The 16,490-nt window shown below is 71.2% G+C and carries 11 protein-coding genes; 3 read left to right on the forward strand and 8 right to left on the reverse strand.

Annotation, left to right across the window (positions count from 1 at the left end; genetic code table 11):
* Nucleotides 1-82: 82 nt before the first annotated feature.
* From DTS01S_RS25485 to DTS01S_RS25495, 3 genes are all read right to left on the reverse strand, one after another.
* Nucleotides 83-517 carry a DoxX family protein gene (locus tag DTS01S_RS25485; protein WP_061289501.1) on the reverse strand — a complete coding sequence of 145 codons (435 nt, stop codon included), beginning with the start codon at nt 515-517 and terminating at the stop codon, nt 83-85.
* Between the two features lie 7 nt (nt 518-524).
* Nucleotides 525-896, reverse strand: a complete 372-nt coding sequence (locus DTS01S_RS25490) for a DUF4148 domain-containing protein (protein WP_016454396.1) — start codon at nt 894-896, stop codon at nt 525-527.
* A gap of 137 nt (nt 897-1,033) precedes the next feature.
* Nucleotides 1,034-2,686, reverse strand: coding sequence for an adenylate/guanylate cyclase domain-containing protein (locus DTS01S_RS25495; RefSeq protein WP_061289503.1), 1,653 nt, complete (start codon nt 2,684-2,686; stop codon nt 1,034-1,036).
* Nucleotides 2,687-2,802: 116 nt separating this feature from the next.
* On the opposite strand from DTS01S_RS25495, the gene DTS01S_RS25500 reads away from it, so the two are divergent.
* On the forward strand, nt 2,803-3,510 hold the full coding sequence (locus DTS01S_RS25500; RefSeq protein WP_061289506.1) for a Crp/Fnr family transcriptional regulator: 708 nt from the start codon (nt 2,803-2,805) through the stop codon (nt 3,508-3,510).
* On the opposite strand, the gene DTS01S_RS25505 is transcribed toward DTS01S_RS25500, so the two are convergent.
* Nucleotides 3,507-5,114 carry an ABC-F family ATP-binding cassette domain-containing protein gene (locus DTS01S_RS25505; protein ID WP_254787874.1) on the reverse strand — a complete coding sequence of 536 codons (1,608 nt, stop codon included), beginning with the start codon at nt 5,112-5,114 and terminating at the stop codon, nt 3,507-3,509. The two genes, DTS01S_RS25500 and DTS01S_RS25505, sit on opposite strands and share 4 nt — an antisense overlap.
* A 386-nt stretch (nt 5,115-5,500) precedes the next feature.
* The gene (locus DTS01S_RS25510) at nt 5,501-8,641 is read right to left on the reverse strand and encodes an efflux RND transporter permease subunit (protein ID WP_016454400.1); all 3,141 of its coding nucleotides are present in this window, start codon (nt 8,639-8,641) and stop codon (nt 5,501-5,503) included.
* A 380-nt stretch (nt 8,642-9,021) separates the two neighbouring features.
* Here DTS01S_RS25510 and DTS01S_RS25515 point away from each other — a divergent pair, with 380 nt between their 5' ends.
* Both DTS01S_RS25515 and DTS01S_RS25520 read left to right on the forward strand, forming a co-directional pair.
* Nucleotides 9,022-9,756: a response regulator gene (locus DTS01S_RS25515; protein ID WP_016448779.1), complete on the forward strand. Its 735-nt coding sequence runs from the start codon at nt 9,022-9,024 to the stop codon at nt 9,754-9,756.
* Nucleotides 9,753-10,826 (forward strand): ATP-binding protein, encoded by a 1,074-nt coding sequence (locus DTS01S_RS25520; RefSeq protein WP_016448780.1) that lies wholly within the window; start codon nt 9,753-9,755, stop codon nt 10,824-10,826. The genes DTS01S_RS25515 and DTS01S_RS25520 overlap by 4 nt, the downstream gene beginning before the upstream one ends.
* An 18-nt stretch (nt 10,827-10,844) precedes the next feature.
* On the opposite strand, the gene DTS01S_RS25525 is transcribed toward DTS01S_RS25520, so the two are convergent.
* From DTS01S_RS25525 to cobN, 3 genes are all read right to left on the reverse strand, one after another.
* A complete protein-coding gene (locus DTS01S_RS25525; protein WP_235434683.1) occupies nt 10,845-11,306 on the reverse strand; it encodes a vWA domain-containing protein in 462 nt (153 codons plus the stop codon).
* Nucleotides 11,307-11,515: 209 nt separating this feature from the next.
* Nucleotides 11,516-12,670, reverse strand: coding sequence for an ATP-binding protein (locus tag DTS01S_RS25530; RefSeq protein ID WP_061289513.1), 1,155 nt, complete (start codon nt 12,668-12,670; stop codon nt 11,516-11,518).
* Entirely contained in the window at nt 12,667-16,488 is a 3,822-nt protein-coding gene (cobN, locus tag DTS01S_RS25535) for a cobaltochelatase subunit CobN (RefSeq protein ID WP_061289516.1), read from the reverse strand. The genes DTS01S_RS25530 and cobN overlap by 4 nt, the downstream gene beginning before the upstream one ends.
* Nucleotides 16,489-16,490: the final 2 nt, after the last annotated feature.

The raw sequence follows: 16,490 nt of genomic DNA on the forward strand, positions 1-16,490 counted from the left end.
TTCCTCGGTGTCCCTCGCGCGGGGCAGCGCCGGTTTCATGGGCTGTGTGTTGCACACAGCGCCAGGGATCACTGGCTCGTGCTCAACGCGAGGCCTTGCGCCGCGCGTCCAGGCTCCAGCGCGCCACGGGCGCCAGCATCAGTTGCACGAATCCGCCGGCAATCGCCAGGTTCTTCAGGAACTGCACCAGCTGGCCCTTGTCGCCGAACTGGTTGTGGAACATCAGCGCCGACATGACGCTGAACACGGCCATCACGGCCGCGGCCTCGCGGGTTCGCCAGCCCAGCAGCAGGGCCGTGGCCACGCCCAGCTCCACCACCAGCGCCATGGCATACGACAGCATGGGCAGCGGCAGGCCCGCCTTGGCGATATAGGCCATGGTGCCCTCCGGCCCCATCAGCTTGCCGATGCCGCTGTAGATGAACAGCAGGCTCAGCAGCACCCGGGCCAGCAGCGGCGCGAAGTCGGCCCAGGGCGATGCGGCGGCATGGGCAGTGGAATGCGTGGCGGCGCGCATCGTCGGCTCAGCCCGGGACACGGCCGGAACCCTGGCCTTCGGCCGCCTTCACCGAGCCACCCAGGCGCTGCACTTCGGCCAGGTACTCGGGGCCGCTGCGCATGCGCTGGTACTGGGCCAGGCGCTGCTGGTAGTCGGCATCCCAGTGGTTCACGTCGGACTCGCGGTAGACGTTGAGGCCGGCGCGGTTCCACAGGGCCAGGTCGGCCTGCACTTCGGCGCGCGACAGCGCGGGGCCGGAGCTGGCGGGCTCGGCGCCGAACCAGGTTTCTGCAGATACCGTGGCGGCCGGTGCGGCCGAGGCCATGCCCGGCCACAACGCGGAGGAAAGTGCGGCAGAAAGGGCGGTGATGGCGAAGAGGGTCTTTGCGTGCTTCATGGCGAATCCTTTGTCAAATCCTGCAGCGCGTGATTGCGTTCTGCATGGCTGCAGTCTCGTCTTCGCCCGCCTGCACGTCAGTGCCTAAACGCACAGCTTTGCGCAAACTCTCCGGTTCCCGCGCCCACCATCCACGCTCACGCCCACTGCAGGCCGGGCCGTGCCACATGCAGGGCCGGCAAGGGCTCGGAGCGCCCGCGCACCTGCACCTGCCGGACTTCGCCCAGGCCATCGGCCACGCCCGCGCGGCGCGCCACCTCCAGCGACAGCACCAGCCGGGCCTGGGCGCTCTTGGTGTATTCCTGCAGGCGGCTGGCCGTGTTGACCACCTCGCCCACGGCCGTGAAGGTGGTGGTGTGCTCGAAGCCCACGCGCCCCACGGCGGCGCGCCCCGCGTGCAGCCCCATGCCGAAATCCACCGGCTGGCCGAACTGCGCCTCGAAGCTCGCGCTCCACTCCTGCATGCGCCGGTCGATGAGGGCGCTGGCCTGCACGGCCTGGCGGCAGGCCGTGTCCAGGTCGGTATCCAGGCCGAAGATGGCCATCACGCTGTCGCCGATGAACTGGTTGGCCATGCCGCCGCTGTCGTGCACGGCCTGGCCCACGCGCTCGAAATACTGGTCCAGCACCCAGGACAGGTCCACGGGCCATTGCCGCTCGGCCAGGCCGGACCAGCGGCGCAGGTCCACGAACAGGATGGCCACCTCGCGCACTTCGCGGACCTCGCGCTCCTGGCCCGCGCGCCCGGCCTGGGCGGCTGCCGGCGAGCGGAACAGCGGCGCCACCTGCACATCGCCCGTGGGCCGCAGCTGGCAGGCCAGCCGCACATCCTGCGGCGCACCCACGCGCTCCAGCGTGAGGCGCTCGTCCCGCCCCGGCGCAGGCAGGTGGGCCGCCGGGCCGGACACGCGCACGCGGCAGGTGGAGCAGCGCGCCCTGCCGCCGCACAGCGACAAATGGGCAATGCCATGCTCGCGGCTGGCTTCGAGCACGCTCATGCCCTGGGGCACCTGCACCGTGCGGCCCGGATAGTGCAGCAGCACCTGGCGGGCGCCGCGCAGGCGCATGCGCCGCCACAGCCAGGGGCCGGACAGCAAGGCAGCCAGGCCGGCCAGCCAGCCCTGGCGCAGCCCCGATGTCAGATCGCGCAGCAGCTGCGCCGCCTGCGGCGAAGGCCCGGCCGGCGCGGGCACACCGGCCGCCGCGATCTCGCGCGCCATGGAGACGATTCCCAGCGCCGCCAGCACGGGCAGCAGCACGGCGGCCGTGAGCAGCAGCGGCTGCCAGCGCCGCCACCAGCCGCGCGCCCGCAGGGCCATGTGCAGGCCCATGCAGCCATGGGTCCAGGCGGCCGCCATCAGCAGCAGCTGGATGGCCATGCTGGACGGATTCCAGGAAGAACGCACGATGCGCGCATACGAGGGGTCCACGCCCCAGGCCTCCTGCGCCAGCCGCGTGGCCGGCACGTGCAGGGCCAGCAGCAGCGGCAGGCCCAGGCCCAGCAGCAGCCGCACGGCCTCCAGCGCCGGCATGCGCAGGCTGCGCCGCCGCGCCAGCGCCTGCAGCGCCAGCCCCATGTGCACGGCCAGCGCGCCGTAGAGCAGCAGGCTGCCGGGCAGGGATCGCCACACGCCGTGGACCAGCTCGCGCACGGCCTCGGCCGTGGCCAGCGAGACCAGGCCCAGGGCATGGTTGGACAGGTGCAGCGCCGCATAGGTCCACAGCACCAGGCCGGTGGACCAGTGGAGACTGCGCAGGGACGGCAGGGACGGAGGAAGGACACGGGCCATGGAAACGGATGATGCGCCCGACGGCAGGACAAGACAGGAACAATGGCGGCTTGAAGGAACTTGGGACAGCGCAGCCCGATCCAGAATCTTTGTACATTCCGCCCGCTATTGGTTCCATGGCCCACCCTACCCCGCCTTCCAGCTTCGCCCTGCGCGGCCTCACCCTGTTCGAGGGCCTGGGCACCGCCAGCCTGGACCGCATCGCGGCCGACTGCGAATGGCGCCCGCTGCAGGCCCGCCAGCCCGTGTTCAACCGCTGCTCCACGGGCAGCGACGTGTTCTTCCTGGTCAGCGGGCGCGTGCGCATCACCACCTATTCGCCGGGCGGGCGCGAGGTCAGCTTCCGCGACTACGGGCCCGGCGAGCACTTCGGCGACCTGGCGGCCATTGACGGCCAGGCCCGCTCCACCGATGTGGTCACCCTGGAATCCTCGCTGCTGGCCAGCCTCTCGCGCCAGGACTTCCTGGCCCTGCTGGCGCGCGAGCCCGCCGTTGCCCTGCGCATGATGGAAGGCCTGGCCGGCCTGGTGCGGCGGCTGACCGACCGCGTCATGGAACTGAGCACCCTGGGCGTGCCCACGCGGCTGCACAGGGAGCTGCTGCGCCTGGCCCGGGAGGCGGGCGTCTCGCCCGAGCACACGGCCCTCATCAGCCCCGTGCCCTCGCACTCGGTGCTGGCCAGCAAGATCAGCACCAACCGCGAGCAGGTCACGCGCGAGCTGGGAGCCCTCACCCGGCGCGGCCTGCTGCGCAAGGAGGGGCGCCAGGCGCTGCTGGTGACCGATGTGCGCGCACTGCAGGCGCTGATAGCGCAGGAAAGCTAGGCGGGCTCCATTCGCCAGCCCTGCGGCGACCACACCAGGCGGTCGGTCAGCCCGATGGCCTGCAGAAAATCCTCGTCATGCGAGACCACGACCAGCGTGCCCTGGTAGCCGCGCAGCATGGCCTCCAGCGCCTGCAGGGAAGGCAGGTCCAGGTGGTTGCAGGGCTCGTCCAGCAGGAGCAGGGGCGCGGGCGGCTCGGCATGCAGCGCGCAGGCCAGGGCGGCCTTGAGCTGCTCGCCGCCGCTGAGCCGGCCCGCGGGCTGCTCCACCTGCCGGGCCGCCAGCCCGAGCCAGGCCAGGCGTGTGCGCAGCACATCCACGGGGGTGCCGGGGCAGGCGTCCTGCAACTGCTCCATCACCGTGCGCCCGGGCTGCAACAGGGACAGGCGCTGGTCCAGGTAGGCACAGGCCTGCATGCGGCGCACCTCGCCCGCCTGGGGCGCAAGGCGGCCCGCCAGCACATCGAGCAGGCGCGTCTTGCCGCAGCCGTTGGGACCGGTCACGGCCAGGCGCTGGCCGCCGTACAGAGACAGGTTCAGGCGCGGCCCCGGGGAAAACGGCAGCAGCACATCGTCCAGCAGCGCCACCACGTCGCAGGCAGCGCCTACCGGTGGCGGCGCCTGCATGCGGATGCCGGCCTGCAGGTCGATCTGGCGCGCCGCCTCGCGCACGCGCTGGTCCAGCGCCTCGCGCGTGTCCGCCTGCTGGCGGCGCAGGCGGCCGGCCGACGCCTGGCTGCGCTCCTTTTGCCGGTCCAGCAGAATGCGCGCCTGGTTGGCCTCCTGGCCCTGGCGGCGGCCGCGCGCCTCGCGGCGCTGCTGGCGCTCCTGCTGCTCGCGCAACTGCTGCGTTTCGCGGCGGCGCTCCAGCTTGCGCTGCTCCAGCAGTTGCACCGCCGAGGCCATCTCGCGCGCCTTGGCTTCGGCATAGAAGGCGTAGCCGCCGCCGTAGCTGCGAAGCCCCTGCGGCGACAGCTCCACGATGCGTTCCATGCCCTGCAGCAGACTGCGGTCATGGCTGACCACGACCAGGCCACCGGGCCAGCGCTGCAGTTGCGCGGCCAGGGCCTGGCGGCTTTCGCGGTCCAGGTGGTTGCTGGGCTCGTCCAGCACCAGGTGGTCGGCGCCCGACAGCAGCGCGCCCGCCAGGGCCGCACGCATGGCCTCGCCGCCGCTGAGGGCGTGGCCCGGCGTATCGGCACGCAGATGGCCCAGGCCCGCCAGCTCCAGCTGGGCCTGCAGGCGCTGGCGCAGATCCCAGCGGTCGGCCAGCAGCTCGAAGTCGCGGGGCTCGCAACTGCCGCCCTCGATGCGCGCCAGCGCCTCCAGCGCGGGCTGCAGCCCGGCCAGCGCCGCCACCGAAGGCTGGCCGTGCCAGTCCGTGCGCTGGGCCAGGTACAGCACCTGCCCCGAGCGCAGGCAGCGGCCCTGCGAGGGCGCATCCAGCCCGGCCAGGATGCGCGCCAGCCGCGACTTGCCCACGCCGTTGCGCCCCACCAGGCCGGTGCGGCGGTGGTCCAGGGTTTCGGAAAGATCGGAGAAAAGGGGGCTGCCATCGGGCAGCACGCAGGAAACGCCGTCGAGCGTGATCGTGGTATTCGTCATATCGCGGTTCATGGATGCCAACGCAGTTCCTTGCCGCTTTGCATGCATTGCGCGTGCGGTGGGCAGGGTCGGGAAAAGCGGGCCGCTGGGATAGCGGCAGCATCAATGGCGCATGGGACGAATACCTCCTGCAATGGCGAACGAAGCCGCCATTATAGAAATCATGGGACGGACGTGCTGGCCGTGCCGGAGGGGGCGCCATCGGCGCCATCGGCGCCAAGGGGGCCGGCATGCGCACCGGCGTTTGCACGCGGCGGCTCGGGTCCGGTGGGCCCGGCCTGCCGCGCGGGGGCTGCAGGCGCCGATGGCGTGCAAGGGTTCGAAGACTGTGCCGGCGGGCGGCCCTGAAAGCACAGGGCGTTGAGCGCGATCCAGAGGGGCATGGTTCAGGTTCCGGGGTCGGCAGCGGGCGGCGGCCGGCGCGCGCTGCCGCGCGGCCCGGCGATGCGCCGCTGCCATTCAAGGACGAAGACGAAGAAGACGGGCACGAAGAACACCGCCAGCACCGTGCCGCTGACCATGCCGCCGAACACGCCCGTGCCGATGGCGTGCTGGGTCTCGGCGCTGGCGCCCGATGCCAGCATCAGCGGCACCACGCCCAGCGCAAAGGCCAGCGAGGTCATGAGGATGGGCCGCAGCCGAAGGCGCGCGGCCTTGATGGCGGCCTCGCGCAGGTCCTGGCCTTCCTCGCGCAGTTGCTTGGCGAACTCCACGATCAGGATGGCGTTCTTGGCCGACAGGCCGATGATGGTGATCAGGCCCACCTTGAAGAACACGTCGTTGGGCATGCCGCGCAGCAGCACGGCGGCCACCGCGCCCAGCAGGCCCAGGGGCACGACCAGCATCACCGACAGCGGGATGGACCAGCTCTCGTACAGCGCGGCCAGCACCAGGAAGACCACCAGCATGGACAGGGCCATGAGCAGGGGCGCCTGCGCGGCCGACTGGCGCTCCTGCAGCGACTGGCCGGTCCAGGCCACGGCAAAGCCGGGCGGCAGCTGGGCTACCAGCCGCTCCATCTCGGCCATGGCCGCGCCGCTGGATGTGCCGGGCGCAGGCGTGCCCGAGATGCGCGACGCCAGGAAGCCCTGGTAGCGCACCAGCTGCAGCGGCGTCTCGGACCACACGGGCGTGGCGAACTCGGCCAGCGGCACCATGCCGCCCGCAGCGTTGCGCACGTTCAGCCGGAGCACATCATCGATCTGCATGCGCGCGGGCGCGTCGGCCTGCACGATGACCTGCTGCATGCGCCCGGCGTTGGGGAAGTCGTTGACGTACAGCGAGCCCATGGCCGTGGACAGCGTCTCGCTGATGGCGGCAAAGCCCACGCCCAGGGCCTGGGCCTTCTGGCGGTCGATCTCCAGCCGCACGCTGGTGCCCGAAGGCAGGCTGTCCTGGTAGGCCGAGCCCAGCACGCTGCTGCTGCCGGCCAGCGCCAGCAACTGGTCGGTGGCCGACTTGAGCGCGGCATGGCCCTGGCCCGTGCGGTCCTGCAGGTACATGGTGAAGCCCGAGGAAGTGCCCAGCTCGTCGATGGCCGGGGGCTGCAGCACCATGATGGCGCCCTCGGGCGCGTGTTCCATGGCCTTTTGCGCGAGCGAGACTTCCTCGCCGGCCGTGGCGCCGTTGCGCTGGTCCCAGTCCTTGAGCGTGGTGAAGGCCATGGCCGCGTTCGGGCCCGAGCCCGCGAAGCTGAAGCCCAGCACCGAGATGCTGGAGGCGATGCCGGGGCGCTGCGCCACATGCTCCTCATAGCGCTTGACCACGTCCAGCGTGCGCTCGGCCGTGGCATCGGCCGGCAGCTGGATGGAGGTCATGAAGTAGCCCTGGTCCTCCTCGGGCAGGAAGGCCGATGGCAGCTGGCGCAGCGCAAACACCAGGATGGCCACGATGGCCGCGAACAGCAGCATCATGCGGCCCGTGCGCCGGACCAGGCCCGTGACATGGGCCTCGTAGCGGTTCGTCAGCCGCTCGAAGCCGCGGTTGAACCAGCCGAAGAAGCCTTTCTTCTCATGGTGGCCTGCCGCCACCGGCTTGAGCAAGGTGGCGCACAGCGCCGGCGTCAGGCTCAGGGCCAGGAAGGCCGAGAACAGGATGGACACGGCCATGGACAGCGTGAACTGCTGGTAGATCACGCCCACCGAGCCGCTGGCGAACGCCATGGGAATGAACACCGCCGTCAGCACCAGGGTGATGCCGATGATGGCGCCCGTGATCTCCTTCATGGCCTTGAGCGTGGCATCGCGCGGCGACAGGCCCTCCTCGGCCATCAGGCGCTCCACGTTCTCGACCACGACGATGGCGTCGTCCACGATGATGCCGATGGCCAGCACCATGCCGAACATGGTCAGCACGTTGATGGAAAAGCCCGCCACCAGCATCACGGCGAAGGTGCCCAGCAGCGCCACGGGCGCCACGATGGCCGGGATCAGCGTGTAGCGCAGGTTCTGCAGGAACAGGTACATCACCAGGAAGACCAGCACCATGGCCTCGACCAGGGTCTGCACCACCTTCTCGATGGAGATCTTGACGAAGGGCGCGGTGTTGAACGAGATGGTGTGCTGCATGCCCTGCGGCAGGATGGAGGCCAGCTCGGCCATGCGCTTTTGCACGGCAGCGGCCGTGCGCACGGCATTGGCGCCGGGCGACAGCTGCACGGCGGCGCTGGTGGCGGGCTTGCCGTCCTCGCGGTTGGAGAAGGCATAGGACTGCGCGCCCAGCTCCACGCGCGCCACGTCGCCCAGCACCAGGCGGGAGCCGTCGGCATGGGCGCGCAGCACGATGGCCGCGAACTGCGCGGGCGAGGTCAGCTGGCCCTGCACCGTCAGCGGCGTGGTCACGCGCTGGCCCGGCGCGGTCGGCGCATCGCCCACGCGGCCCGGGGCGATCTGCATGTTCTGCTGCTGTATGGCCTGGGTGAGGTCGCCCATGGACAGCCCGTAGGAAATCAGCTTGGCCGGATCGACCCAGACGCGCATGGCCTGCTCGGTACCGAACAGCTGCACGCGGCCCACGCCCTCGATGCGGCGCAGCTCCTCCACGATGTTGCGCGCCATGTAGTCATTGAGTGCCAGCTCGTCGAACTCGCCGCCCGGCGAGATCAGGCCCACCAGCAGCAGAAAGCTCGACGTGGCCGACTCCACCTGCAGCCCGTTCTGGCGCACGGCCTGCGGCAGGCGCGGCTCCACGGCCTTGATGCGGTTTTGCACATCCACCTGGGCCAGCTCCGGGTTGGTGCCGGGCTTGAAGGTGGCCTTGATCTCGGCCGAGCCCGAGGTGTCCACCGAGGACTCGAAGTACAGCAGGTGGCGGACGCTGGACAGCTCGCGCTCGATCAGCGAGACCACGGAATCATTGAGCGTCTTGGGCGTGGCGCCCGGATAGGTGGCATACAGGCTCACCGTGGGCGGCGCCACCGTGGGATAGCGCGATATCGGCAATTGCGGGATGGCAAGCACGCCCAGCAGCACGATGAACAGCGCGATGACCCAGGCAAAGACGGGCCGGTGAATGAAGAACTGTGGCATGGACGCGAGGTCTGGTTTTCAATGCGCGCCAGGGCGCGCTGCGGAAAAAATACGGCGCCTGGCGCCGAATCATCTGAGGGGCCATCCGGATGCAAATCCAGATTGCCAGGAGGCATGGGGATGAAGGAAACTCCTGCCGGTGCGGCTTCGGCCTGCGGCGTGTTGCCGCAAGGGCCATTCACTCAGGGAGCCGCTGCAAAAGCTGACCGCTCCACCCGCTCATACGGCACTGCCGCTGTGACTTCATATTCATCGCTTTGTTTCGCATGCCGGCCAATGGCGGCGGCACAGGGAAACAGCTTGCGTTCTTTCGATGGCATTTCGGCCCGGGAAATGTGGAAGAACGATGGAGATGAACACAGCCGCCGCCGCGACCCAAAATGGCTTCTATCATTGCCCAGCCCTTGCCTTTCCAGCCATCGACATCGCTCATCCTCGTTGCCGAGGACGAGCCCGAGATCGCAGACATCCTGTGCGCCTACCTGGCCCGCAGCGACCTGCGCACCGTCCATGCCGCCGATGGCCAGCAGGCCCTTGAACTGCACCACCACTTGAAACCCGATCTCGTTCTTCTCGACGTGCAGATGCCACGCCTCGACGGCTGGCAGGTGCTGTCCGAAATCCGCCGGCGCGGCGACACGCCCGTCATCATGCTCACCGCCCTCAACCAGGACGTGGACAAGCTCATCGGCCTGCGCATTGGCGCGGACGACTACGTGGGCAAGCCCTTCAATGCGGCCGAGGTCGTGGCGCGCGTGCAGGCCGTGCTGCGCCGCTGCGGCCAGGGCCGGCTCCGCGATACCAAGCTGCTGCAGGCCGGCCCCTTTCGCGTGGACCTGGACAGCCGCGAGGTCAGCGTGCAGGTGCAGGGCGCCACGCACGTGCCCGAACTCACCGTGACCGAATTCAACCTGCTGGCCAGCCTGGTGCGTTCGCCCCGGCGCGTGTTCAGCCGCGCCGAGCTGCTGCTCAGTTGCCTGCCCGAAGGCCACACGCTGGAACGCACCGTGGACAGCCACATCAGCAAGCTGCGCAAGAAGCTCGAAGGCCTGGGCCTGCAGGGCATGCCCGACAGCGTGCGCAGCGTGGGCTACCGGCTGGGGATGGATCCATGAGCGCAGTGCCGGGCCTGCGCCGGCAGGTGGTGCTGACCATGTCGGCCGTCACGCTGGCCGTGGTCGTGCTGTGCGTGCTGGGTTCGTACGCCTTCTATGCACTGCTGCTGACCTTTCACCCGGCCAGCGTCTCCGACGGCTGGATGCCCTCCAGCGTGGAGCTGGCCTGGGTGCTGCTGACCCTGGTCATCGCCCTGCTGATCGCCATCTTCGTGGCCACGCGGCTGTCGCGGCGCATCCTGCCCTCGCTGGACTCGGTGGCCATCAGCCTGCGCCAGCTGGCCCAGGGCGACCTCTCGGCGCGCGCGCACACCGACGACAGCGCGCTGCACGAGGCCGCCCAGCTGGTGCACGACTTCAACAGCCTGGCCCAGCGCCTGGAAGGCATGGCGCAGGAGCGCGCCTTCTGGAGCGCGGCCATCGCCCATGAGCTGCGCACGCCCGTGACCATCCTCAGCGGACGGCTGCAAGGCCTGTCCGACGGCGTCTTCCTGCCCAGCAAGGACATGCTGGCCAGCCTGATGACCCAGGTCGAGGGGCTGACCCGCCTGATCGACGATCTGCGCCTGCTGGGCCTGCAGGACAACGGCCACCTGCATCTGGAGCTGCGCCAGACCTGCCTGGCCGGCGAGGTGCGATCGGTGACCCTGGCCGTGGGGCCGGCGCTGGAGCAGGCGGGCCTGCAACTGGCGCTGGAGCTGGACGAGCAGCCCGTGGTCTGCGACCCCGTGCGCATACGCCAGGCCCTGCTGGCCCTGCTGGAGAACGCCATGCTGTATGCGCAGCCCGGCCCCCTGCTGGTGGCCGCGCGCGTGCGCCAGGGCCTGTGCACCGTGCGCGTGGAAGACAGCGGCCCCGGCGTGGCGGCGGACCTTGCGCCGCGCATCTTCGACGCCTTCCAGCGCGGCGAAGGCGCCCGCAGCCGCAAAAACGCCGGCGTGGGGGCCAGCAAGGGCAGCGGACTGGGCCTGGCCGTGGTCCAGGCCATTGCCCAGGCCCATGGCGGGCGGGCGCAATGCCTGCCGGGCGAGCGCGGCGGCGCGCTGTTCGAGTTGAGCTGGCCGGCCTGACCTCGTCAAAGCCGCAGATCAGCCTGCGAAATCATCGGCCCGCACATGGCGTGCGTCCCAGGCAGCAGCCAGCGCAGCGGCCCGGCCCAGGCGCACGCGGCCCGATTCGAAGTCCACGATGCCTGCCTCCTGCGCCGCCGCAGGCCGCGCGGGCCGCTCGCGCGTGCGGCCGTCGGTGAGCAGCCACAGCCAGCCCTGGCAGGAGGCCTCTGCGCCGCAATGGCGCTGCAGCAACTGGCCCGCATGCTCCACGGCCGCCTGCAGCGGCGTGCCGCCGCCCCCGCCGATGGGAGCGATCCAGTCGTCATTCCAGGCCGCAGCCTTGCGCGGCGGCAGGCGCAATTCCACGCGCGTGCCCGCAAAGCAGATCAGCGCCACCTGCTCGCGGCGGCGGTAGGCCTCTTCCATCAGCGACAGCAGCACGCCCTTGGCCCGCGCCAGTGCGCCGCTGGCGGCCATGGAGGCCGAGCAATCGAGCACAAAGCAATGCAGCCGCGTGGCCTGGGGCGGCTCGCGGCGGCGCTGCAGATGTTCGGGCGCCAGCGCCTGGGCGCCGCGCGCGGCCAGCGTGCGCGGCCAGTCCCAGCTGCCGGTGGGCGGCCCGCCCTGCGCCTGGGCCAGCCGGGGCTGGCCGGTCGCCTGCTGGCCCGCCCTCGCATCCCTTGCCTGTGGCGCGGGGCCGCGAGGGCTCAGGCTTTTTTTGCGGCGGGCGCTCCGGGCTTTGCGGCCTCGCGGGCCAGCAACGAAGGCACGGCGACACGCAGCAGGCCCACGGGCTCGGGCGGCATGGCGCCCCAGTCGGCCTCGGAGGGTTGGCTGCCGCTTTCGCCGTTGGCCGTGGCCTGGGCAGGCGGCCGGCTTTGTGCCGGCGACTGCGAAGGCGGATTCGATGGCGCCTGCTGTGGGGATGGCTGCTGCGGCTGCGGCTGCGGCTGCGGCTGCGGCGCCCCCGGCTTGCGGCGGTGCACCAGCACCAGCTCGGCCACGGCCTGCACATGGTCGGGCGTGACCTCGGCATCGCCCAGCCAGGCGGCCCAGGCGCGTGCGGCACGCAGCAGCACCAGGTCGGCGCGCAGGCCGTCCACCTGGGCGGCAATGCACAGCGCTCCGGCGGCCTGCAGCACCGCGTCGGACCAGGGCAGCGCGCCGGCCGGCTGCAGGCGCTCGCGTGCCGTGCGCAGCTGCGCGGCCAGCGCGGCCTGGGCGTCTGCATGGCGGGCGCGGAAGGCTGCGGGGTCGGCATCGAACAGCAGCCGCGCGCGCACGATGGCCTGGCGCTGGGCCGCATCCTGCACATTGGCCAGGCGCACGCACAGGCCCAGGCGGTCCAGCAGCTGCGGGCGCAGCTGGCCTTCCTCGGGGTTCATGGTGCCCACCAGCACGAAGCGCGCCGCATGGCGGTGGGAGATGCCGTCGCGCTCGACCACGTTGACGCCGCTGGCGGCCGCATCCAGCAGCACATCGACCAGGGCATCGGGCAGCAGGTTGATCTCGTCCACATAGAGCACGCCGCCATGGGCGCGTGCCAGCAGGCCGGGCGCGAATTTGAGCGCATGGCCGGCCATGGCCTGGCCCAGGTCCAGCGAGCCGGCCAGATGCTCCAACGAGGCGCCCAGCGGCAGCGTGACGAAGGGCGCGGCATCGATGAGCTCGGCCAGGGCGCGCGCGGCCGTGGACTTGGCCGTGCCGCGCGGCCCCTCGATCAGCACGCCGCCCAGTTGCGGGTCGATGGCGGCCAGCAGCAGCGCCTGGCACAGCAGGGGCTGGCCGGCAATGGCGGCAAAGGGAAACAGCGGCGGCAGCGCGGGCGGGGCGCCGCTGCCCAGGTCAGGAGATGCGGTCATGCGCGCAATCCTTCGAGATGGTTTTCATGTCCCAGCAGCAGGTCTTCCAGCTGCTGGCGATAGTCGCCGGGCTGCTCCCACAGGCCGCGCTGCATGGCTTCGAGCAGGCGCTCCAGCATGTCGCGCAGGGCCTGCGGATTGTGCTGCACGAGAAAGTCGCGCGTGGCCGCGTCCAGCACATAGGCGTCGGCCACCAGGGCGTACTGGTGGTCGCCCACCTGCTGCGTGGTGGCGTCGAAGCCGAAGAGATAGTCCACCGTGGCCGCCATCTCGAAGGCCCCCTTGTAGCCATGGCGCTTGGCGCCGTCCATCCACTTGGGATTGGTGACGCGCGAGCGCACCACGCGCGCAATCTCCTCCTTGAGCGAGCGCACGCGCGGCTGGGCCGGGTTGGCATGGTCGCCGTGGTAGAGCGCGGGCTGGCGGCCCGAGAGGTGGCGCACGGCCGAGGCCATGCCGCCCTGGAACTGGAAGTAGTCGCCCGAGTCGAGGATGTCGTGCTCGCGGCTGTCCTGGTTGTGGGCCACCACGTCGAGCTCGCCCAGGCGGCGGCGCAGCGCATCGCCTGCGGGCACGCCCTCGGCGTCCTGGCCGTAGGCATGCTGGCTCCAGCCCAGGTAGGCCTGGGCCAGGTCGGCATCGCCCTGCCAGTCGCCGCTCTGGAACAGCCCGCCCAGGCCCGAGCCGTAGTGGCCGGGCGGCGCGCCGAACACGCGCCAGCCGGCCTGCAGGCGGGCCTGCACGGCGTCCATGCCCTGCGCCTGCAGCTGCTCGGCCTCGGCCAGGATGCGCGCGCGTATGGGGTTGTCCTCGGCGTCCTCGTCCAGCGCGGCCACGGCCTGCACGGCCGCGTCGAACATCTGCACGGCGCCGGGGAAGGCATCGCGGAAGAAGCCCGAGATGCGCAGCGTCACATCCACGCGCGGCCGGCCCATGCCCACGCGCGGCACCACCTCGAAGTCCACCACGCGCTGGCTGCCGGGCGCCCATTTGGGGCGCACCCCGATCAGCGCAAAGGCCTGGGCGATGTCGTCGCCGCCCGTGCGCATGGTGGCCGTGCCCCAGACCGACAGGCCCAGGGTGCGCGGGTACTCGCCATGCTCCTGCAGATAGCGCTCCAGCAGCCTGAGCGTGGCCTGCTGGCCCAGCTCCCAGGCGGCCTGGGTGGGAATGGCGCGCGTGTCCAGCGTGTAGAAATTGCGCCCCGTGGGCAGCACGTCGGGCCGCCCGCGCGAGGGCGATCCGCTGGGCCCGGGCGGCACGAAGCGGCCCTGCAGGCCGCGCAGCAGCTGGCGCAGTTCCTCGCCGCCGCAGGCATCCAGCGCGGGCGCCAGCACGGCATGCACCTGCGCCAGCGCGGCGCGCGTCTGCGGCCAGTCACCGGCCGGGGCCTCACCTTCCAGCAGTTGCTGCGCCAGCAGCTCCAGGCGCTCGCGCGTGTCGCCTTCATGGCGCCAGGGCTCGTCGCTCACGGCCTGCAGGGCGGCGGGGCGCGCGCCGGTCCAGGGGCGTGCAGGCTCCATGCGCAGCGGGTCGAACCCGGGGCTGTCCAGCAGGTCGGCGGCCAGCGCCTGGATCAGGCCCTGGCCTTCGTCCGACGGGAAGCGCGCCAGCGCCAGCAGCGTGTCGCGGCGCTGGCGGCCTTGAGGCGAGGCGCCGAAGACATGCAGGCCGTCGCGGATCTGGGTTTCCTTGAGCTCGCACAGGTAGGCGTCTATGCGTTCGAGCACGGCATCGTCGTCCTGCGCGGCACCGGGCGCCAGGTCCAGCTCCTGGTCCAGGTGCTGGCGGCGCACGATGTCCAGGATCTGGCGGCGCAGCAGCGCGCCGCGCCGCGCATCGACCAGCAGGGCGTCGTAGTACTCGTCCACCAGGCGCTCCAGGTCCTGCAGCGGGCCGTGGTTTTCGGCCCGCGTCAGCGGCGGCATCAGGTGGTCGATGATCACGGCCTGGCTGCGGCGCTTGGCCTGGGCGCCTTCGCCGGGATCGTTGACGATGAAGGGGTACAGGTGCGGCAGCGGGCCCAGGATGGCATCGGGCCAGCACGCGCCCGACAGCGCCAGGCTCTTGCCCGGCAGCCATTCGAGGTTGCCATGCTTGCCCACGTGGACCATGGCGTCCACGGCAAAGCGGTCGCGCAGCCAGAAGTAGAAGGCCAGGTAGCTATGGGGCGGCACCAGCTCGGCATCGTGGTAGCTCGCATAGTCCTGCGCGCCCATGCCTTTGCCGACCAATGCACGCGCCGGCTGTATGCCGACAAAGACATGGCCCAGGCGCAGGCCCGCGATCATGAAGCGGCCCTGGCGCAGCAGCGGGTCGGCCTCGGGCGCGCCCCAGCGCGCCGTGATGGCGTCGGCCATGCCGTCCGGCAGCGCGGCCAGGCGTGCCAGGTACTCGTCCAGCGCATAGCTTTGCCAGGCCGGGCGCAGCGGCCACTGGGCCGGGTCGTTGGCAATGCCCTGCTGCAGGGTGTGCATCAGCGCCTCGCCATCGGCGGGCAGCTGCGCGGGGTCGCCCAGCTCATGGCCTTCGGCCGCCAGGTGCTGCAGGATGGCGATCACCGAGGCCGGCGTATCCAGCCCCACGCCGCTGCCGATGCGGCCTTCGCTGCCCGGATAGTTGGCCAGCACCAGGGCCAGGCGCTTGTCGCGCGCGGGCAGGCTGCGCAGGCGGCACCAGCGCCAGGCCAGGTCGGCCACGAAGTCCACGCGGTCGGGCTCGGGCTGGTAGGCCACCACGTCGGCCTGGGTGAAGGCGCAGCGGTGGGACAGGCCCTTGAAGCTGATGGCGCGCGTGATGATGCGGCCATCCATCTCCGGCAGCACCACCTGCATGGCGATGTCGCGCGGGCGCAGGCCCTGGCTGTCGGCCCACCAGTCCTCGCGGTTGCCGCCGCTGGCGATCACCTGCAGCACGGGCGCATCGCCGGCCAGGGCCGTGCCCGATTCCAGCGCCGAGAACGCCGTGGTGTTGAGCACCAGCTGCACGGCATGGTCTTCGCAGAGCTGGCGCAGCGTGGCCAGGCACAGCGGGTCCTTGAGCGAGTCCAGCGCCACGGGCAGCGGGTTCATGCCGCGCTGCTGCAGCGACAAGGCCATGGCGTCGAAGGCTGCCGTATTGCCCGCCAGCAGGTGGGAGCGGTAGAACACCAGGGCCACGGTGGGCGCGCCCGGCGTCCAGGCGCGCTGCAGGTCGTCGATGCCGGCCACGTCATGGGCCTGCATCTGGGCAGGGCTGGGGGCGTTATCGAACAGCGCAGGCGGCACGTGCACGGCTGCCTGCGGCAGGGTGCGCGGCGGCAGCGGCGCATCGCCCCGGTCCAGCCCGTGGTAGACGGTGGCCTTGAGGAACTCGCGCGCATTGGCCGCGCCGCCCGAGCGCAGGTACTGCCACAGCTGGCGGCAGGCGGCGGCCGGCAGCGTGCTGCGCGCCAGCAGGTGCGGGTCTTCCTGCAGGTCACCCGAGAACATGGCCAGGCGCTGCCCCTTGCGGCGCGCCAGAGAGCCGATCTGCTCGATGCCGTAGGGCCAGGCCGATTCCGAGCCCAGGTGGTCCACGATGACCACGCGCGCATGGCGCAGCACCTCGTCCACATACAGGTCCAGCGAGGCCGGCTGGCGCAGGTACAGCAGATTGGCCAGCCGCACCGAGGGAAAGTCCGCCGACGCCCCGGCCAGCGCGGCCACGGCCGAGGACAGCAGGGCCAGCGTGGTGTCGGCCGAGCTCAGGATGACGATGTCGGCCGGCGTCTGGTCGAGGCGGGTGACGATGCTCTCGTCCTCGACAAAGCCGCCGGGGCGCGTGGACAGCAGGTGCATGG

It is taken from the genome of Delftia tsuruhatensis NBRC 16741, assembly GCF_001571325.1.
In the GTDB taxonomy this organism is placed as follows: Bacteria; Pseudomonadota; Gammaproteobacteria; order Burkholderiales; family Burkholderiaceae_C; genus Comamonas; species Comamonas tsuruhatensis.

Excerpts from the sequence above, each read along its gene's own strand:
- DTS01S_RS25520 (WP_016448780.1), top strand. The coding sequence starts at position 9,753 with ATGAGCGCAGTGCCGGGCCTGCGCCGGCAGGTGGTGCTGACCATGTCG.
- DTS01S_RS25510 (WP_016454400.1), bottom strand. The coding sequence starts at position 8,641 with ATGCCACAGTTCTTCATTCACCGGCCCGTCTTTGCCTGGGTCATCGCG.
- DTS01S_RS25495 (WP_061289503.1), bottom strand. The coding sequence starts at position 2,686 with ATGGCCCGTGTCCTTCCTCCGTCCCTGCCGTCCCTGCGCAGTCTCCAC.
- DTS01S_RS25500 (WP_061289506.1), top strand. The coding sequence starts at position 2,803 with ATGGCCCACCCTACCCCGCCTTCCAGCTTCGCCCTGCGCGGCCTCACC.
- DTS01S_RS25530 (WP_061289513.1), bottom strand. The coding sequence starts at position 12,670 with ATGACCGCATCTCCTGACCTGGGCAGCGGCGCCCCGCCCGCGCTGCCG.
- DTS01S_RS25485 (WP_061289501.1), bottom strand. The coding sequence starts at position 517 with ATGCGCGCCGCCACGCATTCCACTGCCCATGCCGCCGCATCGCCCTGG.
- cobN (WP_061289516.1), bottom strand. The coding sequence starts at position 16,488 with ATGCACCTGCTGTCCACGCGCCCCGGCGGCTTTGTCGAGGACGAGAGC.
- DTS01S_RS25515 (WP_016448779.1), top strand. The coding sequence starts at position 9,022 with ATGGCTTCTATCATTGCCCAGCCCTTGCCTTTCCAGCCATCGACATCG.
- DTS01S_RS25505 (WP_254787874.1), bottom strand. The coding sequence starts at position 5,114 with ATGACGAATACCACGATCACGCTCGACGGCGTTTCCTGCGTGCTGCCC.
- DTS01S_RS25490 (WP_016454396.1), bottom strand. The coding sequence starts at position 896 with ATGAAGCACGCAAAGACCCTCTTCGCCATCACCGCCCTTTCTGCCGCA.